The sequence below is a fragment of the Flavobacterium sp. GL_143 genome, assembly GCF_057834355.1.
The window spans coordinates 1,457,671-1,474,901 of the sequence record NZ_CM174401.1 but is presented as its reverse complement, the minus strand read 5'-3'; the positions used below and the strand labels follow the sequence as shown (position 1 = coordinate 1,474,901).

Sequence of the window (17,231 nt, the reverse complement as noted above, 5' to 3'; positions counted from 1 at the left end):
ACTATCTTTTTTACTTCTGACAATTTTTATAGGAAACAGCTGCACTAGCCAAAAGAATACGGATATGAGTACAACACAGATAGAATATTCGGCTATGTCGCGAGGTTATTATCTGAAGGTTGTGGTAAAAGACCAAATGGTTACTATCACAAAAAGCAGAGGTGAAGAATCTGCTACCAACAAAATCAATGGAATGCAATGGGCAAAAATTACTTCTGAATTTAAAAAAATAAATCTAGAGGCAATTCCAAATTTAAAAGCACCTACCGAAAAACGTTTTCATGATGGAGCTGCCATTGCAAATTTAAAAATAACACAAAACGGAAAAACCTATGAAACAAAAGGATTTGACGATGGTTTTCCTCCAACAGAAATAGAAAAATTAGTAACTTTATTAGTTGCTTTTACGCAAGAATAACATGACAATAAAAGAAATACAAGACGAAATAGTCGACGAGTTCTCCATGTTCGACGATTGGATGCAACGTTATGAATACATTATCGAACTAGGCAAAAATCTTCCGTTAATAAAAGAAGAATATAAAACAGACGAAAATCTAATTAAAGGCTGCCAATCGAAAGTTTGGTTACAAGGCGAACAGAATGATGATAAAATTGTTTTTACTGCTGATAGTGATGCTATTTTAACCAAAGGAATCATTGCAATCTTAATTAGAGCTTTCTCAAATCAGAAAGCAGAAGATATCTTAAAAGCAGATGTTGATTTTATTGATGCAATTGGATTAAAAGAGCATTTATCTGCAACACGTGCAAACGGTTTGGTTTCGATGATTAAAAACATCAAAATGTACGCTTTGGCATTCGACTCGAAAAACAAAAATTAAAATAATAAAACATAATGTTTTTGATTTGAACCATTAAGAAATTAAGTTTCATTAAGAAATAAACTTAATCATTTTACTATAAAATAACTAAAACATCAAAACATTAAATTTCATAAAGAAGCAAAACTTAATTTTCTTAATATCTTAATGGTGAGAAAAAATAAGCTTGCTGTTTAAAATGAACTTACATCACTTATACGGTGAAAAAAACAAATACAAAAAAATGGAACACGAAATAGACACTAACGAATTAGGAGAATCAATCGTAAAAATCTTAAAAACAATATACGATCCTGAAATTCCTGTAGATATATATGAGTTAGGATTAATTTATGATGTAATGGTAAATACTGATTACGAAGTAAAAATCTTAATGACACTTACATCTCCAAACTGCCCAGTAGCCGAAAGTTTACCAAGAGAAGTTGAAGAGAAAGTAAAATCTATCGACAATGTAAAAGATGCTGAAGTAGAGATTACTTTTGATCCGCCATGGAGTAAAGAGTTAATGAGCGAAGAAGCTAAATTAGAATTAGGAATGCTTTAAAAAGTAAACGGTTTTCAGTCTCAGTTTACAGTATTTAACTGTGACTGAGGACTGAAACTGAAAACTAAAAGAAATGGAAGAAATAATCAATAAAGTTGCCAATAGTGCTTTGGAAGTTTTTGACCTAGAGGATTATTATCCAAAAGGATTACGTGCGCAAATTGATATTTCGCAATGGCTTCTGGAAGGTTTTCTATTAAAAGAAAAAGACTTTCGCGAACACCTTAAAAACCACAATTGGTCACAATACCAAGATGCTTATGTAGCAATTAATTGCAGCACAGATGCGATAGTTCCCGCTTGGGCTTCAATTTTGGTTGCTGTGCAATTAGCTCCATTTGCTAAAAAAATTGTTGATGGCACATTAGAAGATCTTGATGCTAGTTTGTACGAAGAAATCTTGCGCGAGCTGGATTATACAGCATATAAAAGCAAACCTGTTATTATAAAAGGATGTTCTAAAAAACCTGTCCCTACACGTGCTTACATCTTGGCGGCACACTATTTACAACCTTTTGCCAGAAGTATCATGTATGGCGAAGCGTGCTCTGCCGTGCCTTTATATAAAGAAAATAAGAAATAAATTACAAATAAAATTGAGTAAGTTTTAACAACTTCAAGGTTTTTAGTATATTTGTTTAAATCAACTTTTAAACAGGATCATATGAAAAATCTTCTTCAACTCCTTTTTATCTTCCTAACAAGCTTAACGCTTGTTGAGGCACAGAACACTGAAAAAGAATTAGTAAAAAACACAGAAAAAGCGGTAAAATTCATATCCGATACAACAGGAAATGGATGGAAAAGCACAGGGAATATCTCATTCCTTTTTAACCAATCTAATTTTAATAACTGGATTGCTGGTGGTGAAAATAATGTATCAGGAAACTTAGGGCTTAATTACAACATCAACTACAAGAAAGATGACATCAGTTGGGACAATAAAATCCTGGCTTCTTATGGTATCTTACAAACAGAGAATTCTGATTTTGAGAAAAAAACAGATGACCGTTTAGAGATTAATTCTATTTACGGAAAAAGGGCATTCGGAAATTGGTATTACTCCTTTTTTGGTAATTTCAGAACTCAGTTTACCAAAGGATATGTTTACGGACAAGATGCAAATGGTGCTGAAATAAGAACTGAGAACACTAATTTCATGTCTCCGGGTTATCTTACTTTTGGTCCAGGTATTTTCTGGAAGAAAGATGACAATCTAAAATTAAACTTCGCTCCTGTAACCTCAAAAATGACTTTTGTAGACAAGTTATATACTTCTGAAGTTGGATATGTAGATGAATCTTATTTTGGCGTTAAAGCGAACAAAACGATGCGTTACGAGTTAGGTTTCTATGCTTCGGCGTATTATAAACTTAATATTATGACAAATGTTTCTGCCGAAAACATTTTAAACTTATATTCTAATTACTTAGAGGACCCTCAGAATGTAGACATCGATTATTCATTAAACATTGTAATGAAAATTAATAAATTCTTGTCGACCAATTTATCCTTTCAAGCGATTTATGACGACAATGCTTTTCAAGGATTTCAAACCAGAGAAGTATTTGGTTTAGGAATCAACTACTTATTTTAAAACATAAAAAAAGCGCTTACAATTTGTAAGCGCTTTTTTTTTAATCTTCATCTTCTTCTTTCTCGATTGCATCCTTATAATCCGGATACAAAAACTTATTGTATGGAAATCGGGTTATATGAATTTGTCTAACAGCTTCATAAACTCGCTCTCTAAACTCTTCGAAGTTCTCTTTATTGGTAGCCGAAATAAACAAAGCATTTTGCTCTCCTAAACGGTGCATCCAAGTAGTCTTCCACTCTTCAAGCGTATAATGTCTTGGTGTTTTTTCGGTAATTAAATCATCGTCATCGATTGTTAAATGTTTGTAAGCATCAATCTTATTAAAAACCATAATAACTGGTTTATCATGAGCTTTAATATCTAACAAAGTTTGATTTACCGATTCAATATGATCTTCAAAATCAGCATGAGAAATGTCTACAATATGCAATAACAAATCGGCTTCGCGAACCTCATCTAGTGTACTCTTAAAAGAATCTACTAATTGAGTTGGTAATTTACGAATAAACCCTACCGTGTCTGAAAGTAAAAAAGGTAAGTTTTTGATAACTACCTTACGAACTGTTGTGTCCAAAGTAGCAAACAATTTGTTTTCTACAAAAACATCACTTTTACCAACTGCGTTCATCAATGTCGATTTTCCAACATTGGTATATCCTACCAAAGCCACACGAACCATTGCACCGCGATTACTACGTTGCACACCCATTTGCTTATCGATAGTTTTTATTTTCTCTTTCAATAATGCAATTCGGTCACGAACGATACGTCTGTCTGTCTCGATTTCCGTTTCTCCAGGTCCACGCATTCCAATACCCCCTTTTTGGCGTTCCAAGTGCGTCCACATACCCGAAAGTCTAGGCAATAAATACTGGCATTGTGCTAGTTCTACTTGTGTTCTCGCATAAGATGTTTCGGCTCTTTGAGCAAAAATATCCAGGATAAGATGCGTTCTATCAAGGATTTTACAATCTATAATTTTGGATATATTCTTTTGTTGCGATGGTGATAATTCATCATCAAATACTAGAGTCGAAATACCATGTTCTTTTACAAAAAGATTGATTTCGTCTATTTTACCTGTTCCAACAAAAGTTTTAGGATTTGGACGTTCCATTTTTTGCGTAAAGCGTTTTATAACTTCTCCGCCTGCAGTAAAAGTCAAAAACTCTAACTCGTCCAGATATTCATTTAACTTTTCTTCACTTTGATTTTGAGTTACAATCCCAACAATGGCTGTTTTTTCAAAATTTAGTACTTCTTTTTCTAACATAACTTTAAATAAGCTACAAATTTAGTGATTTGCAAGGTACTAAAGCCAATTGAAGTCTTTTTTTATAATACAAAACCAAAGACTTCAATTGCTATTCAGTAATTATTCTTACTCGTAAATGTAAGTTTTATCAATTTTAACAATTCCATTTTGCTCTAAAAATGAAGATGATATTGGATAATTCGCAGCATTGTACTTATATTTTCCGGTAACTCCAGTGTAATTTGTAGATGATGGAATAAATGCTAATTCATTATTATATGAAATAGATTCAAAGTCAAACTCTTCTTCATGAAAAGAGATTAATGGTACAATTACTTTATAGTTTGGTCCAAATAAATTCTGCACGATTAATAAATCAACCGATTTTTTGTCATCGAAAGTAAAATTATTAAACATTTTTTCTCCAAGTACTCCTTTGTGTCTTATCACATTATCATTAGAATACACATATTCGATCTTATTAAAAATTTGCTGATTTCTGTCTCTGGATGAACGTCTGATGATAAGTCCATTTTCTACCACATATTCAATATCCTCAATTACAGTATGAATATTGCTTTTTTTGGTAATAGCTTTTATTCTGGCACCTTCGTAAGTCATCGTTACTGTCTTGGTTACCGTCTCACCGTTTTCATCATATTTTTTTAAGAATTTGGTGATTCTGTCTTCTTTGTCATAACTATAATTTACAACCTCTTTCCAGTTGCTACCTATTCTTTCTTTTACAGTCATGTCTAGCAATCCTTTTGGATTATAAAAAAAACTTTGCACAACGTCGGATGTCTTAATTGACAAAAGTTTACCATCCTTAAACAGCACCGTTTTGTTTTCAATTTCACCACTTTTTAAATCGCGGTAATTAGTCTTTACGACATTAATTTGTTTTAACTTAACTTGATTTTCTTGATCTTGACTGTGGATCAAACATGGAAAAGCCATCATAAAAATGGCAATAAAGTAGTTTTTCATCATGGTATTTATATCGATTTGGGATGACCAAAATACAAAAATCATCGAAAAAATACTGTTTTTACTTCTAAAAAACTAAGTCATATAACAAATCCTTAAAACAGGTTTTTACTTATCAATTGAATAACAGTGATTTATATTTATTTCTAAATAGTATTCAAAATATAAATCCTTACTTATCTCCTACAATTACAACATCGTCTACCATAAAAGATCGAAAAACTAGAAACTTTCTCATCTCCTTAATTTATCATATACAAACCATCTTCTAGTTTTTTACCCTCAGGTAAATAAAGATATATGTGAGGCACATAAGCAGCCTTATAACCTTCTTTGTCTATACTATTAATTCGTAATGCCCCATTTCCCCTATAAGGCTGTATTAATGAATTTAATTGCAAAAATAAAATTTGACCATTTCCTAAAAAAGTCATTCTATAATTTTCTAAGGGTTGTATTTCTATATCTTTTTCATATCTAATTTATCGTATCCTCTGATAGTTTTTGTATTAAAACAAAACTATGATAATGTAATTATTCATTCTTTACCCAAAAACCGATATCGATATTTTAATTATTAAGTCATTTATCTTAGTTGTATTTAGTATCAAAACTTTTATTCAACTCATTATAAATAGATTCAAATGACAAATCCGCATTCAACTCCTTGTTCTTTCCTGTCATATTAAATCGAATAACAATAGTTTTAGGTTTTTCTAAATAGTTGATAATACTAGTAAAATAATCTGAGTCAGTTGATAAATCATAACCAATCGGTTTAGATTTATTAGAGTTGAATGCGTAATAGTTCTTCATGTTTTTTAAAGAGGGATTATCTTTGTTAATCGTTAACCTTAAACCATTATTAGATAAAGTAACACCTGACGGCAACTTGTCAACATCATATTCTTTGTCATAATAGTAACGCATTTTTAATGTAATTTTTCCTGTTATTTTTTTAATTTCAAAATTAGGCCTGGTAAATTGAAGAGTTGATGAATTATTTTTAATCCCTAACACATAATCCACGGCTGAATAATTTAATTGATCATCACTCTCAATTTTAAGAGTGTCATTTCTACCGTGAACCGTTAAATCACTAAAACTTACATTAAGATAAAGTCTATTATTATAAATATTAGGCATTGACACATATAACAATATATCCTCCGACTTATAATCTTGAGAATAAACGAAATTAAGATTTGTTTTAAGCACCTTCCTTAAGTCACTTTCAGTAACGTTCATAACAGGTAAGTATTGTTCATTATCACCTTGTTGTTTTTCGCTTTCAATTTCTTTTTTAACACTATTTTTTCCCAAATCAACAATTTCAGCATGTCCTTTTTTCGATCTTAATAAGATATCAATATTCTCTATTTTTCCAATACCCCTAAGATTGACAATATATATAGGATTTGAAGTTTTTAAAGAATTTATATTATTTTCTTTATATTCCAAAAAGATTTTTTCATAGGCAGATCTTAACTTATTAATATATACCTCATTTGGAAATTCATGATTTTTATATTTCAAATCTTCTTCTCTATAATTTAAAGAATTTCTAAAATCATATTGTTGGGCATCACTTATAAGCGTCTTTCCATTCTCACCAATTAAACCAATTTTAAGCCTCCCACTAATTACCCTAGTTAAAGTATCTTCTAGAATAAATCTACAATTAGAATTGGTTAGGTCTTCATCAACAACAAATATATTGTTAAAGTCCAGCGATTTGGAAATAATGTCTGTATTATAATGTTTTTTATTTAAATAATCTTTTTGAGATTTCGAAGTAAGATAGTTTTGTTGAATACTTAAATCTTTTATCATTAATGTTGCGCCATCATTTCTCATTTCAAGTAAAACAAATTCAACACCATCTTTAATTAAAGTTTTACCAACATCACTTCTTTTTATTGAAAAATGAGAGTAATCATCAGGTATGAAAATCGAAAATTTTACATGTAAATATTTTTGACCTTTATCAGGATAGGTAAATTGATAAGGATAATCAAGATTATCTATCCCTTCAAAATAAGGAAAAAATGGATATACTTGATGCAACTTAAAAGTTTTTTTTAAATTTGATTTAAACAGTGAAACATTAAAACTACTGTCATTATGTATTGGAGAATCATTATATACATTATTTAAATCAAAATTTTTATAATACAATGTATTATTATACTGATCTTCAAGTTTTGCAAAATCTAGAACTAATTGTTGTTCTCTGCTTAACTTATTTTGGCATGCAGCTAGAAAAAGCATAGAACAAAATATCATTAACATTAAGTTCTTTTTTATATAATTAACTTTTCTCATCTCTTAATCTATCATGTATAATCCATCTTCTAATTTTTTACCCTCTGGTAAATAAAGTTGGATTCTAGGCATAAATGTTGATTCATCACTATCAATAATTAATGCCCCACCGCCTCTATAAGTTGGATCTAACGATTTTAATAATAAGAACACAATTTTGCCATTACCAAAGAATACTGTCTTATAATTCTCAATAGGTTTTATTTTCACATTATTGCAATCTAAATCCTCTAAATCTTCATCCCACATTTTTTGTATATCATGAATCGTAAAATAAAGAGATTTACCACCATACAAATCATCTCCAAACTTAACTTTTGCAAGAGCATCTTTATCATTATTTTGATGTATTTTACTATATTCTTTATAAAACTCAACTGCTTTTGCTTCAAGTAATTTCTGATCCAGTTTTGTTAAATCCTGCCCTTTGCTCCAGCCTTCGTTTGCATACGGTACTTGGGCATTAAATTTAAAAGTGAACTCATAATAAGGTTTTCCAGAGGCTATAAAACGACCTTTATCATCGGTTAAGCTCGTATGTTTCATCACCACTTCTTCATCCTCTAGTTTTTTCTCACTACCATTATCCATTTTTATAATAGAAATCGATATTGCTGTGTTATCGGTTAACGTGGTTACAGTATCTCCTTCGCCATATTCTTCTTTTATTAAATCCCCCACTGGGTACAATCGATACGTAAGTGTTTGCTCCCCGCTTTTTAGTATCGCATAATTAATTTTTAATGGTGTTGCAAAATTGGACAGCTCATAATCATCATGTACAGGATAGTCATTCACTAAAACTTCAACCACACAATTTGTTTTGTTGATACGCATATAATACATAGGTTCTTTTTCGTAATGTTTAACTTGTTTAGCTATTTCATTAACAAAATTAGAAGCATTAATATTTGGATATTTTGTATTCATTTTCTTGTCATTAAAATTTATTTCTTGTTTATTTTGTGCGCAACTAAAGATGCTAACACATAGAATTAAGATTGTGATTTTTTTCATTTTTATTTGGGTTCATTAATTATTTTTTCGTCGAATAAAAATACCTTTTCTCCTTTTACTACATAAGGTTCCATTAAAATAAAGTGAGTTTCAGAAACAGTAATCTTTTCTTGTTTTGGAGTCTTTTTCTTCTCTTTATAAACTGCACTCCCCGACAAACTTCCTGCAATGCCTGAGAAAATAACATTATCTACATAATAGGCTTTGGGGTTCTCGAAAGTGTATTTACGCTCAAAAAACAAACTGCCATGTATTTCGGCTTGTCCCTCGGCTTTGGCTTCATGGTCTATTACTGGTACAACGCCTTTTATAAAATCGGGGGCATAACGCATGATCCAGTCGGTTTTTATGGCATAACCCGTTTTAAGCTGGCAGGAGGCTACGGCATCTATTCCTTTTTTTCGTCCTATAATACCTTTACTATTATTTACATAATTTTCTAATTGATCCTCGACACTTACTGCACCTACCAAATGATTTATAAATACCTGATAGTTGGCTTGATATTCGCCTTTTATGGTTAGGATAAACTCGAGTTTATGTCCCAATTTTTCAGCCAATCCGTCGATACTATTTTCTATGGCTTCTTGCACATAATCTATACCGCTATTAACATCGTTCCGATTAACTGCACCTGGTAGTTTATTAGGATCTGTTGGTACTTTGTTTAATTTATCACTAATTTTTTTAAGCAAAGTAATTCGTCCAAAAATAGCCATTGCTTTACGGGCATAATCAAATACGGTCGAAATACCTATTAAATCTGTAGTAATGCTTCCTAAGGTATGTTTGTCCTCATATTGTAAACCAAATAAAGGCAATGCCGATACTTTTTCGGTTTGTATCAGAGCAATTCTGTCATCTGCTTGTCTCTCAAAATACTGTGCTCTAAAAGACGTGATTTTTGGGCTTATCGTTTCAAAACCTTTTCTTTCCATGGCAATAGCTGCTGATCTACCATATTTATGAATATTTTCAGCAACTTTTCCTGCTTTTGTGGCTACTCCTCCTCTCCCACGAGTTAGGTACAGTATTATAATATCGATTACTACCGATACTACAAGGAAGGTAGTAATTAATGTTCTTGCTATCCAGGGGTATTTTGCCGTATAATCCATAATTACAGCAGGTTTGTTCTGGCTTTCATCAAATGTATGATAGGCATGAATACCAAAACCAAAACTACTTGCTGAGCTCTTAAAGTAATCTGTTAAAAATATTACCATTAATTCCCTCATGGATTGCGGCAACTCCCTAAACATCAACTTTATTGTAGCGTCCAGATATGGGGTGAGATAATCTAATTCTTCATCTAATCCTGTTTGTATTTTAATATTTATATCTTTAAAGAAACCTCCATTGGGTTTGTCATACTGAAAATGATATGCCCAAGCCACATCGGGATTTATATTAATATCTAAAATATGCTGATATCCACAAGTCGCCAGAGGAATCTTTGTCTTAATAACTACTTTCGGTAAAAAATATTCCTTAAAAAACTCTTTATAATCATTTTGAAATTTGTACTTAAAAGTATTATCAAATGAAAAAGCGTTATTTGAAATCTTTTTAGCATTTTCAAATCCTGCCTTTTGCAAATCGGTAATATCAAACACCTGTCCTCGGTGGTTATCACATTTTCCGGGTAGCTTTTCGCCCAATTCTATCTTTATCTTTTTATATTTATCGTTTCCTCCAGCAAATAAATGTACTCTAATTTCTTTACTTATATTCTGCCCTTTTATTAATTTTGATTCATCAAAAAGCAGTTTATCATTCATCTTTATCGAAGTATACTTGCAATAATGATAACTCATAAAATTTTTGTCTGGCTCCCCAATTTTTAAAGGCGATAAACTTGTAGAGGGCTTTACTACTCTCGAGGCTATCTTATCCTTAACTCGCAAGAAACGAGCATGCTCGGTATCATTGTTACTATCGGTAATATAAAGTCTATCGGCGGGATCAAAGACTTTTACATAAAACTCTTCGAGTTCTTTTCGTTTTTTAACAGCTCCATACCACAAAAAACTATCATTTATTTTATAATTTATCTCTCCATCTATAACATCTACACTTGAATATCTTTTTATAAACTGGTCTTCACCCTTAATACGTCTATAAATGTCTATGCCTAAATTTAAGTTCCCGTTGAGTCCTTCGGTTACTAAGTTCAGATAGATTATTTCGCCATAACCAAAAAAATATTCTTTTCGTACATCTGTTCCGTTATTGGCTTTGCACCATTTACTACTTACGATTTTGGGAGTACAGTATCCTCTTACATATAACCCTGTTTCATTTAGTAAATCTACACTTCCGTAAAGACTTGCTTCTACATAATATTCAAATGGGCCACATAAGGCTTTAGGAATGCTAATTTTTTTAGGCGTATTTACAGCTGCTGTTTTTTGTGCAATTATCTTTCTTGCTTTTCTATCTTGTAATATCCAAGTGATATTTTTTCTTTTATCTGCTTCTGGTGTGCCATCATACCACTCCGATACCTCAAAAGAAACTTCCTGATCTGGGGCTATTGCCAATTTTTCATTGGGTCTGGAAAAACTGCTTATTACCTTACCAACCCCTGTCCATTTAATTTTTTTTACACCTTTAGCCATTGTATCAACAAATTAATCGTTAAAATTTATTCCCTTGTGTTTAGCTTCTACTTTGTACATCTGTCTAACATCTACCATTGGATTTATTTGATTGTGCAACATTGGATCTACGTTTTTAAAATTTTGCTCAGATGGTTCTGCAATTTGTCCGTGATTTGCAATTTCAATACAATCGGGCGCTCCCATTGGGCAAGTAGCTTTACTATCTTCTGTTAAAATTTTGCCTTGATTACTTAGAGTTACTTTGTCATAAAAACCACTCCACTTAGTAATTACAGCCTTACATGGCAAATAATCACTCCCTGTAGGTTGTTTTTTACATTTACCAAAGGTATTTTTTTCTAGTGTTTGCCCAATTTCTTTGGTTGTAGCAATTAGTTTTTCGGCACCCTCTTTATCGTTTGCATAATGTTTTTTTTGTGTTTTTACTTTTAATTTGTCCAATTTTGGTTCTACACTAAACTTACATTTTACAGTAGCTCCTTGTACTACAATATGTTTCTCACTCATAATTCTTATTTTTTAAAAAGACCACCACTTTTTTTTGGGTTTAATTTCTTCAACAAATATTTTTTGTCTTGAAGCAATTACTTGTTCGTCTTTATCATCTAAATTAGAAATCGTAATTTCATATTTTTGAGGAACATCCAATGCAATGTCGCAAGTCAAATTAAGTGCTTCAACTATATAACTATTTGGATTCAAAAAGTATTTTGCTTTATAATTACCCGTTGGTTTTTGCTCTGAAAATTCTTTTGAAACTAAACCTAATTCTTGTTCAAAATCTGTTTTGGTTCGTTCATCATCGAGTTTACCCATTATCTCGATTACTATAAAGTTATCCCTATCAAGATGTTTATTTAATCTTTGCTCTACTTGATAGTTAATATTTTTGGCTGTTGCTATAAAAGGAAAATCAAGTTGTTTATTAATAACTAAACTTGAGGTATAATGGGTATGAATTCCGTTAAAAAAGGCATTAAGAAACCAATCTTGCGAAAGTGATAAGAATAGCGAATCGCTACTTTCTAAATTTGTGTCGTAAATCGAAAAATATTTTTCAATACTATCACCTCTAAACTCTTTTATAATTTGAGTTTTTATTTCTTCCCAGCGTTCTTTAATTTGATTAAAATTATTGATGTAAACCCATTTTCCGTCTCCATCAACAACAACTAATAAAGGATATAAAGCTGCGGAAGCTTTTTCGGCAATTACTTGAGCCATAGAACCTGCTTCAGCATCGTTTATATAAATATTACCGATACGGGTTACTTCAAAAAAATAAAAACCATTGTCGCTTTTAGCCTTCCACTTTACATTTATTTCTTGTTTTAGGGTATGTATTTTTTCTCCGCTTTCTATAGTATAAAGCACTCCATAAGTATTGTTTATGTGTGCGTAGTTTAATGAAATAGTAGAGGCTCCATCATTAAAAACTACCTCATTTTGAATTCTTTCTTCTTCAGGAAGTTCTTTTTTTTCTGGAGCTAAAATTAAATATTCAAGATGGTATTTAAAATCTGCCTCAATTAAATCAGGAATTCTGCAATGCATATTATGGTAAGCTCTAAGGGTTCTTGGCTCAACTTCCAGTTCTAAAGCTACGCTTTGCAGGGTGTCGCCCTTTTTAATTTTATAAGTGAGAAAGCTCTTGTTATAAGAAAGCTCTTGATTATCTGATATATACATTAGAAACTTGTATTAAATATCAAATATATGTTTTTTCTTGTTATTTAAAATAATAAAAGAAAGAAAATACTTAAATACATAATTGGTCTTTAAATAACTATTCTTTCTTACATAATATCTCTACTTACTTATCTCCTACAATTACAACATCGTCTACCATAAAAGCTCCGTTAAGTGTTTTGTCTTTACCTGACCCAATATATTTAAATGCAATATGAATATTTCCTGAATAAACAGATAAATCTATTCCTCCTGAGCTTATAAACTGTCGTGTAGGAGTTGATAACGAGGCAACTTTTGCAGTTAATTTTGTCCATTTAGCCTTAGCGATATTCGAACCATCAAAATTAGTTGACACATAAACTTCTAAAGCATTCAACGGAGAATCCACTTTTAAATCATGTTGTGCACTTCTAAAAGACAGTACCGCGTTTTTATAATCTGTTGTATTGATTTTAGGAGAAACTAACCAAGCAACGTTTTCGGCGGCTGTTGTACTTGTCGTATTGAACTCGGCGTAACCATTACCTGCGTAAACAATACTTTTCCATAATTTGGTTGCTTTTTCAACAATATTACTCCAACCTGGCAAACTAAAATTTACATTATGCTTGACTGATTGAAAATCTTCTGAGAAAAACGGAATGGTTCTCTTCCCCTCCATTACTACATCTTTTTCTGAACGTACCATTATTTGATAATCTGTACCATATTTTGTCAATATTCCTCGTACTGTTCCACTTCCTTTAGGCACTAAACTGGTTGCGAAATCGGCATAACTACTAGTTCTAAAAATAACCTGATTACCAGCTTTATCACGCAAATTCCAGTTGGTAGCACCTCCTATATTATTTGCTTCTTCAAAATAATGACGACCTAATGCTGCATCGGCAAATTGAACATCAGATAATTGCACTAATGTATTTATGTTATTATCATTTAATAATTCGGCCATCGAAAGTGAACGAACTAACTTGCTTTCATCAATTACAACACAAGAAGTATTCAATACATTTTTATACTCATTTTGTGCAATTCTTCCAACTGTTGCTTCTCCATAGGCATTAACATACAAACTCCCAATTCTCATTCCGCCATAATTAACATCGGTAAATTGGTTCTTTAATTTTATGAATACCTTGCTTCCTATTCTATAATCGATATAGGAGTTTGTCGCGTCAAACCCTATACTAAATCCTTGTGCAACGCCATTTGTAGGTATGGTTTGAAAAAATATTGTTTTAAAAAAATTACCCGATTCATCACTAGAAACTACATATCCTTCTATAATATCATCATATAAATATTTAGCCGCAACAGGATTGGCAGCATTATAAACATCAGACACTGTCTTGTTTACTTTTAAATCAGGCTGGTTACATGTAAGTTCCGGAATTGCCGTTTCTTCTCCTGCACAACCAAAAAAAGCAAGCATCACAATTACTAAAAAAACCGAAGAGTTATATTTATTCTTCATATTAAATACGTTTATATATTTATAAATTAATTGCCAGGTTTCCGAAATAGGTTCTTCCATATCCATAAAAATACTTTGGCGCAAATGATGGCGTTCCGCTCGAAGCTTGCTGATCTAATCGACGGAAATTTGCGTTCCTTGCTTGTTCAAAACCACCCGTTTTATAGATCGTATTCAGTACATTATTTACACTTGCAAAAAAAGAAATATTCTTTCTGCGAATACGCCATGATTTTCCTCCTGTGATATTTAATAATGAAATCGGATTAAACTTTTCTTGCTTCAATAATACCCTGGCTCTTTCTGCTGAGGCTTCAGGAAAAGGAAAACCGCTCTTAGGGTTAATATAAAACTGCGCTGTTCTGGAAATTGGAGATACGTCTATATAAGAATTTGTGAGGTAATTTATATTCGCGCCAAGCCACCAATATCTAGGATTACGATATTCAACCCCAAATGAATAGGCTTGTTGTGGCATTCCTGGTTGTTTGTAATTTTTTAGTGCTGCAGTTCCGAAATTATAAACAGGATTACTATTTGTTAAAGACGCTTGAGCATCGTTTGTAATTGTTACATTCGGGTTACTATCATACGTATATTGCCCATATGCAGCAGACAAAGTAGTTTTAAAAGTAGGCACGATTTGATATTCAAAACTAAGCTCAGCACCAATATTCTTTTTGTTTAAATGTGTTAAAGTCTGGCTCACAAATGCATTTGTATTATCATATCCAGCGCCATCATCAAAAATTCCTTCGGCATAGAAAAAGGAAGTTTGCGTTGCATTCTTTATCAAACTATAATAGCCTGTAAGTCGAGTTTTTAGTTTAGGCGAATGATATATGTAGTTTCCTTCAAGACTACTAATGTTCATACTTTCTATTCCGTCGACTATACCATTATTAAGTCGAGCGTTGGGAAATGTATTTCTTATTGTCGGTGCTTTGGTTAAATGCGCTCCATTAAAAAACAACCATTGTTTTCCTGATATTTTATATGTTAATCCTCCCTTAAAAGCAAAATTCTCAAAATTCACTTTCTCACTTTTGCCAAAAGAATTTGTAGCATAGATTCCGTTTTGATATAAACCATCTCTTTGATAAGTAGCACTTGAGAAAGCCTGAGCAAGATAAAAATCGACTTTGCGATAAGAGAATTTAAACTGCGTAAAAACGTCAACTGTATTTGCCAGATAATTATAGTTATATCCATACGTATCTCCTACTCCTACTTGACGATTTGGATGCTGCAAATCCGATTGCGATTGATCACCTTTATAAAACAAATCAATATCTACAAAATACGATCCTCCCAATAAATCCGTGAGAAACTGATAATTGTGTGATTTTAAATTTCTAAAAGCAATTCCGCCATTAAAAATTATATTCTCCGTTAATTGAGAGTTTATAGTAGAGTTAAAAGATATTGTTTTATCATCTGTTCTGTCTTCATACAAAACGTAATGACTCTGAGCGGGTACATAACCATTTACGATTCCTTTTGAGTCGGTTGTAATAGTTCGATTTGATCGATATAATTCATCCCAATTTATTTGAGGATTTGCTAAGAAATGAGTTCTGTTTATCTCTGCATTTTCATAATCGGGTGTAAAATCACCTGAATATTCTCCTCGGTCTTTTGCATAAAGCGAACTATAATAACTTGGTAATTTACGATAATAGGTAGGATCAGGACTATCGGCATTTTGATAATCGATATTACTATTGCTGATTTTCCCGAACTGATATGTTATACTGGAATTTAAAGTTGTTTTATCATCTATCTTAAAAAAATGATTCAGCATTAAAACAGGTTCTTCAATAGTTTTTAGTCGTGCATTTCTTTTCTTACCATCTTGCCAACCCCAATAAGAATTATATTGTTCGCTGGTAAGTTGTGTTACTTCGTTTGTATTTGGTGAATTTTTCCCTCTTGAATTTGGCGTATAAAATCCTGTGAAATTGAGCGAATGACTATCACTTAATTTCTTTTCGACACTCATAAAAAAAGAATCAGCATCGTAATTTGTTCCTTCAAAATAACCTTCGTTTGCCCAGCGTTTCCCTGCTGAAACTACAAAAGCCCATCCAGAAGGCATTAATCCTGTAGCGTAAGTTGCCATTGCTCGCAAACTATAATTGGTATTACTACCCGAAAATGTAATTCGGGAAGTTGGTCGGTATATCGAAGCACGGGTATTAATTTGTTGCGTGCCTAAAATTCCTCCAAATGTATAATCTGATGTTGCCGTCCCGACAGAAAACTCTTGATTTCTGGTAGCATCATTCAGCCCACCCCAATTTCCCCATTGTGGTCTGCCATCATACATTTTGTTCATTTCGACACCATTAATCGTCATCTTAGCATGCTCACTATCTAAGCCTCGCATCCTAAAACGCGCTTGTCCCCAATTAAAAGCCGATGCTTGTAAGAATGCATCACGTGATGATTGCAAAAGTCCCGAAGTATTCTCGGACGTACTATTATCATCTGTCAAATCACTCTCGGATAAAGAAATCAGAATAGCTTGTGAACCAATTTGATTGTCTTCATCTAAAATCAAAACTCCTAAATCTGTCATTTGTCCAGAAACAACCTTTACAGGAAAAAGCAAATCTTTATATCCTTGACTGTGCAGTAATAATAATTGATCTCCTTCGGATAATAAAAGTAATTTAAATGTACCATCACTATCTGTTAATTGCATGGTTGAAGAATTTTGAATACTAACCACAACATATTGCAACGGCTTCTGTGTTCTGGAATCGATAATTTTTCCTAAAAAACCAGTTTCGCTTTGCGCGAAAGAAATAGCTACTTGTGAGATAAATAAGAATACCGCCATCCAACTTTTCATAAACA

At 32.0% G+C, this 17,231-nt stretch carries 15 protein-coding genes; 5 read left to right on the top strand and 10 right to left on the bottom strand.

Annotation, left to right across the window (positions count from 1 at the left end):
* Window positions 1–64: 64 nt before the first annotated feature.
* The 5 genes from AC3IPI_RS06300 to AC3IPI_RS06280 all read left to right on the top strand — a co-directional run bounded on the left by AC3IPI_RS06300 (window position 65) and on the right by AC3IPI_RS06280 (window position 2,989).
* Entirely contained in the window at window positions 65–418 is a 354-nt protein-coding gene (locus tag AC3IPI_RS06300) for a hypothetical protein (RefSeq protein WP_242667489.1), read from the top strand.
* Between the two features lies 1 nt (window position 419).
* On the top strand, window positions 420–845 hold the full coding sequence (locus AC3IPI_RS06295) for a SufE family protein (RefSeq protein ID WP_039113598.1): 426 nt from the start codon (window positions 420–422) through the stop codon (window positions 843–845).
* Between the two features lie 223 nt (window positions 846–1,068).
* The gene (locus AC3IPI_RS06290; RefSeq protein WP_039113842.1) at window positions 1,069–1,392 is read left to right on the top strand and encodes an SUF system Fe-S cluster assembly protein; all 324 of its coding nucleotides are present in this window, start codon (window positions 1,069–1,071) and stop codon (window positions 1,390–1,392) included.
* Window positions 1,393–1,465: 73 nt separating this feature from the next.
* Complete coding sequence (locus AC3IPI_RS06285; RefSeq protein ID WP_039120128.1) at window positions 1,466–1,975, top strand: DUF2480 family protein; 510 nt, start codon at window positions 1,466–1,468, stop codon at window positions 1,973–1,975.
* 81 nt (window positions 1,976–2,056) lie between these two features.
* Window positions 2,057–2,989, top strand: coding sequence for a DUF3078 domain-containing protein (locus tag AC3IPI_RS06280; RefSeq protein WP_489157852.1), 933 nt, complete (start codon window positions 2,057–2,059; stop codon window positions 2,987–2,989).
* A 40-nt stretch (window positions 2,990–3,029) separates the two neighbouring features.
* Here the strand turns inward: AC3IPI_RS06280 and hflX are convergent, their stop codons facing one another.
* The 10 genes from hflX to AC3IPI_RS06230 form a co-directional block, all read right to left on the bottom strand.
* Entirely contained in the window at window positions 3,030–4,265 is a 1,236-nt protein-coding gene (gene hflX, locus AC3IPI_RS06275) for a GTPase HflX (protein WP_409417824.1), read from the bottom strand.
* A gap of 108 nt (window positions 4,266–4,373) precedes the next feature.
* Window positions 4,374–5,282: a hypothetical protein gene (locus AC3IPI_RS06270; protein ID WP_240474725.1), complete on the bottom strand. Its 909-nt coding sequence runs from the start codon at window positions 5,280–5,282 to the stop codon at window positions 4,374–4,376.
* A gap of 197 nt (window positions 5,283–5,479) precedes the next feature.
* The gene (locus AC3IPI_RS06265) at window positions 5,480–5,671 is read right to left on the bottom strand and encodes a hypothetical protein (protein WP_489157849.1); all 192 of its coding nucleotides are present in this window, start codon (window positions 5,669–5,671) and stop codon (window positions 5,480–5,482) included.
* Between the two features lie 157 nt (window positions 5,672–5,828).
* Window positions 5,829–7,529 (bottom strand): hypothetical protein, encoded by a 1,701-nt coding sequence (locus AC3IPI_RS06260; RefSeq protein WP_489157847.1) that lies wholly within the window; start codon window positions 7,527–7,529, stop codon window positions 5,829–5,831.
* Window positions 7,530–7,565: 36 nt separating this feature from the next.
* Complete coding sequence (locus AC3IPI_RS06255; protein ID WP_489157845.1) at window positions 7,566–8,492, bottom strand: hypothetical protein; 927 nt, start codon at window positions 8,490–8,492, stop codon at window positions 7,566–7,568.
* Between the two features lie 89 nt (window positions 8,493–8,581).
* On the bottom strand, window positions 8,582–11,200 hold the full coding sequence (locus tag AC3IPI_RS06250; RefSeq protein WP_489157843.1) for a hypothetical protein: 2,619 nt from the start codon (window positions 11,198–11,200) through the stop codon (window positions 8,582–8,584).
* A gap of 12 nt (window positions 11,201–11,212) precedes the next feature.
* Window positions 11,213–11,710, bottom strand: a complete 498-nt coding sequence (locus tag AC3IPI_RS06245; protein WP_323490141.1) for a DUF4280 domain-containing protein — start codon at window positions 11,708–11,710, stop codon at window positions 11,213–11,215.
* Between the two features lie 12 nt (window positions 11,711–11,722).
* Window positions 11,723–12,892, bottom strand: coding sequence for a hypothetical protein (locus AC3IPI_RS06240; RefSeq protein WP_489157841.1), 1,170 nt, complete (start codon window positions 12,890–12,892; stop codon window positions 11,723–11,725).
* A 124-nt stretch (window positions 12,893–13,016) separates the two neighbouring features.
* Window positions 13,017–14,369, bottom strand: coding sequence for a DUF5689 domain-containing protein (locus AC3IPI_RS06235; protein ID WP_489157839.1), 1,353 nt, complete (start codon window positions 14,367–14,369; stop codon window positions 13,017–13,019).
* Window positions 14,370–14,388: 19 nt separating this feature from the next.
* Window positions 14,389–17,226: a carboxypeptidase-like regulatory domain-containing protein gene (locus tag AC3IPI_RS06230; RefSeq protein ID WP_489157837.1), complete on the bottom strand. Its 2,838-nt coding sequence runs from the start codon at window positions 17,224–17,226 to the stop codon at window positions 14,389–14,391.
* Window positions 17,227–17,231: the final 5 nt, after the last annotated feature.

Coding starts and splice junctions, on each gene's coding strand:
- AC3IPI_RS06300 (WP_242667489.1), top strand. CDS start 65: ATGAGTACAACACAGATAGAATATTCGGCTATGTCGCGAGGTTATTAT.
- AC3IPI_RS06295 (WP_039113598.1), top strand. CDS start 420: ATGACAATAAAAGAAATACAAGACGAAATAGTCGACGAGTTCTCCATG.
- AC3IPI_RS06290 (WP_039113842.1), top strand. CDS start 1,069: ATGGAACACGAAATAGACACTAACGAATTAGGAGAATCAATCGTAAAA.
- AC3IPI_RS06285 (WP_039120128.1), top strand. CDS start 1,466: ATGGAAGAAATAATCAATAAAGTTGCCAATAGTGCTTTGGAAGTTTTT.
- AC3IPI_RS06280 (WP_489157852.1), top strand. CDS start 2,057: ATGAAAAATCTTCTTCAACTCCTTTTTATCTTCCTAACAAGCTTAACG.
- hflX (WP_409417824.1), bottom strand. CDS start 4,265: ATGTTAGAAAAAGAAGTACTAAATTTTGAAAAAACAGCCATTGTTGGG.
- AC3IPI_RS06270 (WP_240474725.1), bottom strand. CDS start 5,282: ATGATTTTTGTATTTTGGTCATCCCAAATCGATATAAATACCATGATG.
- AC3IPI_RS06265 (WP_489157849.1), bottom strand. CDS start 5,671: ATGACTTTTTTAGGAAATGGTCAAATTTTATTTTTGCAATTAAATTCA.
- AC3IPI_RS06260 (WP_489157847.1), bottom strand. CDS start 7,529: ATGTTAATGATATTTTGTTCTATGCTTTTTCTAGCTGCATGCCAAAAT.
- AC3IPI_RS06255 (WP_489157845.1), bottom strand. CDS start 8,492: ATGAATACAAAATATCCAAATATTAATGCTTCTAATTTTGTTAATGAA.
- AC3IPI_RS06250 (WP_489157843.1), bottom strand. CDS start 11,200: ATGGCTAAAGGTGTAAAAAAAATTAAATGGACAGGGGTTGGTAAGGTA.
- AC3IPI_RS06245 (WP_323490141.1), bottom strand. CDS start 11,710: ATGAGTGAGAAACATATTGTAGTACAAGGAGCTACTGTAAAATGTAAG.
- AC3IPI_RS06240 (WP_489157841.1), bottom strand. CDS start 12,892: ATGTATATATCAGATAATCAAGAGCTTTCTTATAACAAGAGCTTTCTC.
- AC3IPI_RS06235 (WP_489157839.1), bottom strand. CDS start 14,369: ATGAAGAATAAATATAACTCTTCGGTTTTTTTAGTAATTGTGATGCTT.
- AC3IPI_RS06230 (WP_489157837.1), bottom strand. CDS start 17,226: ATGAAAAGTTGGATGGCGGTATTCTTATTTATCTCACAAGTAGCTATT.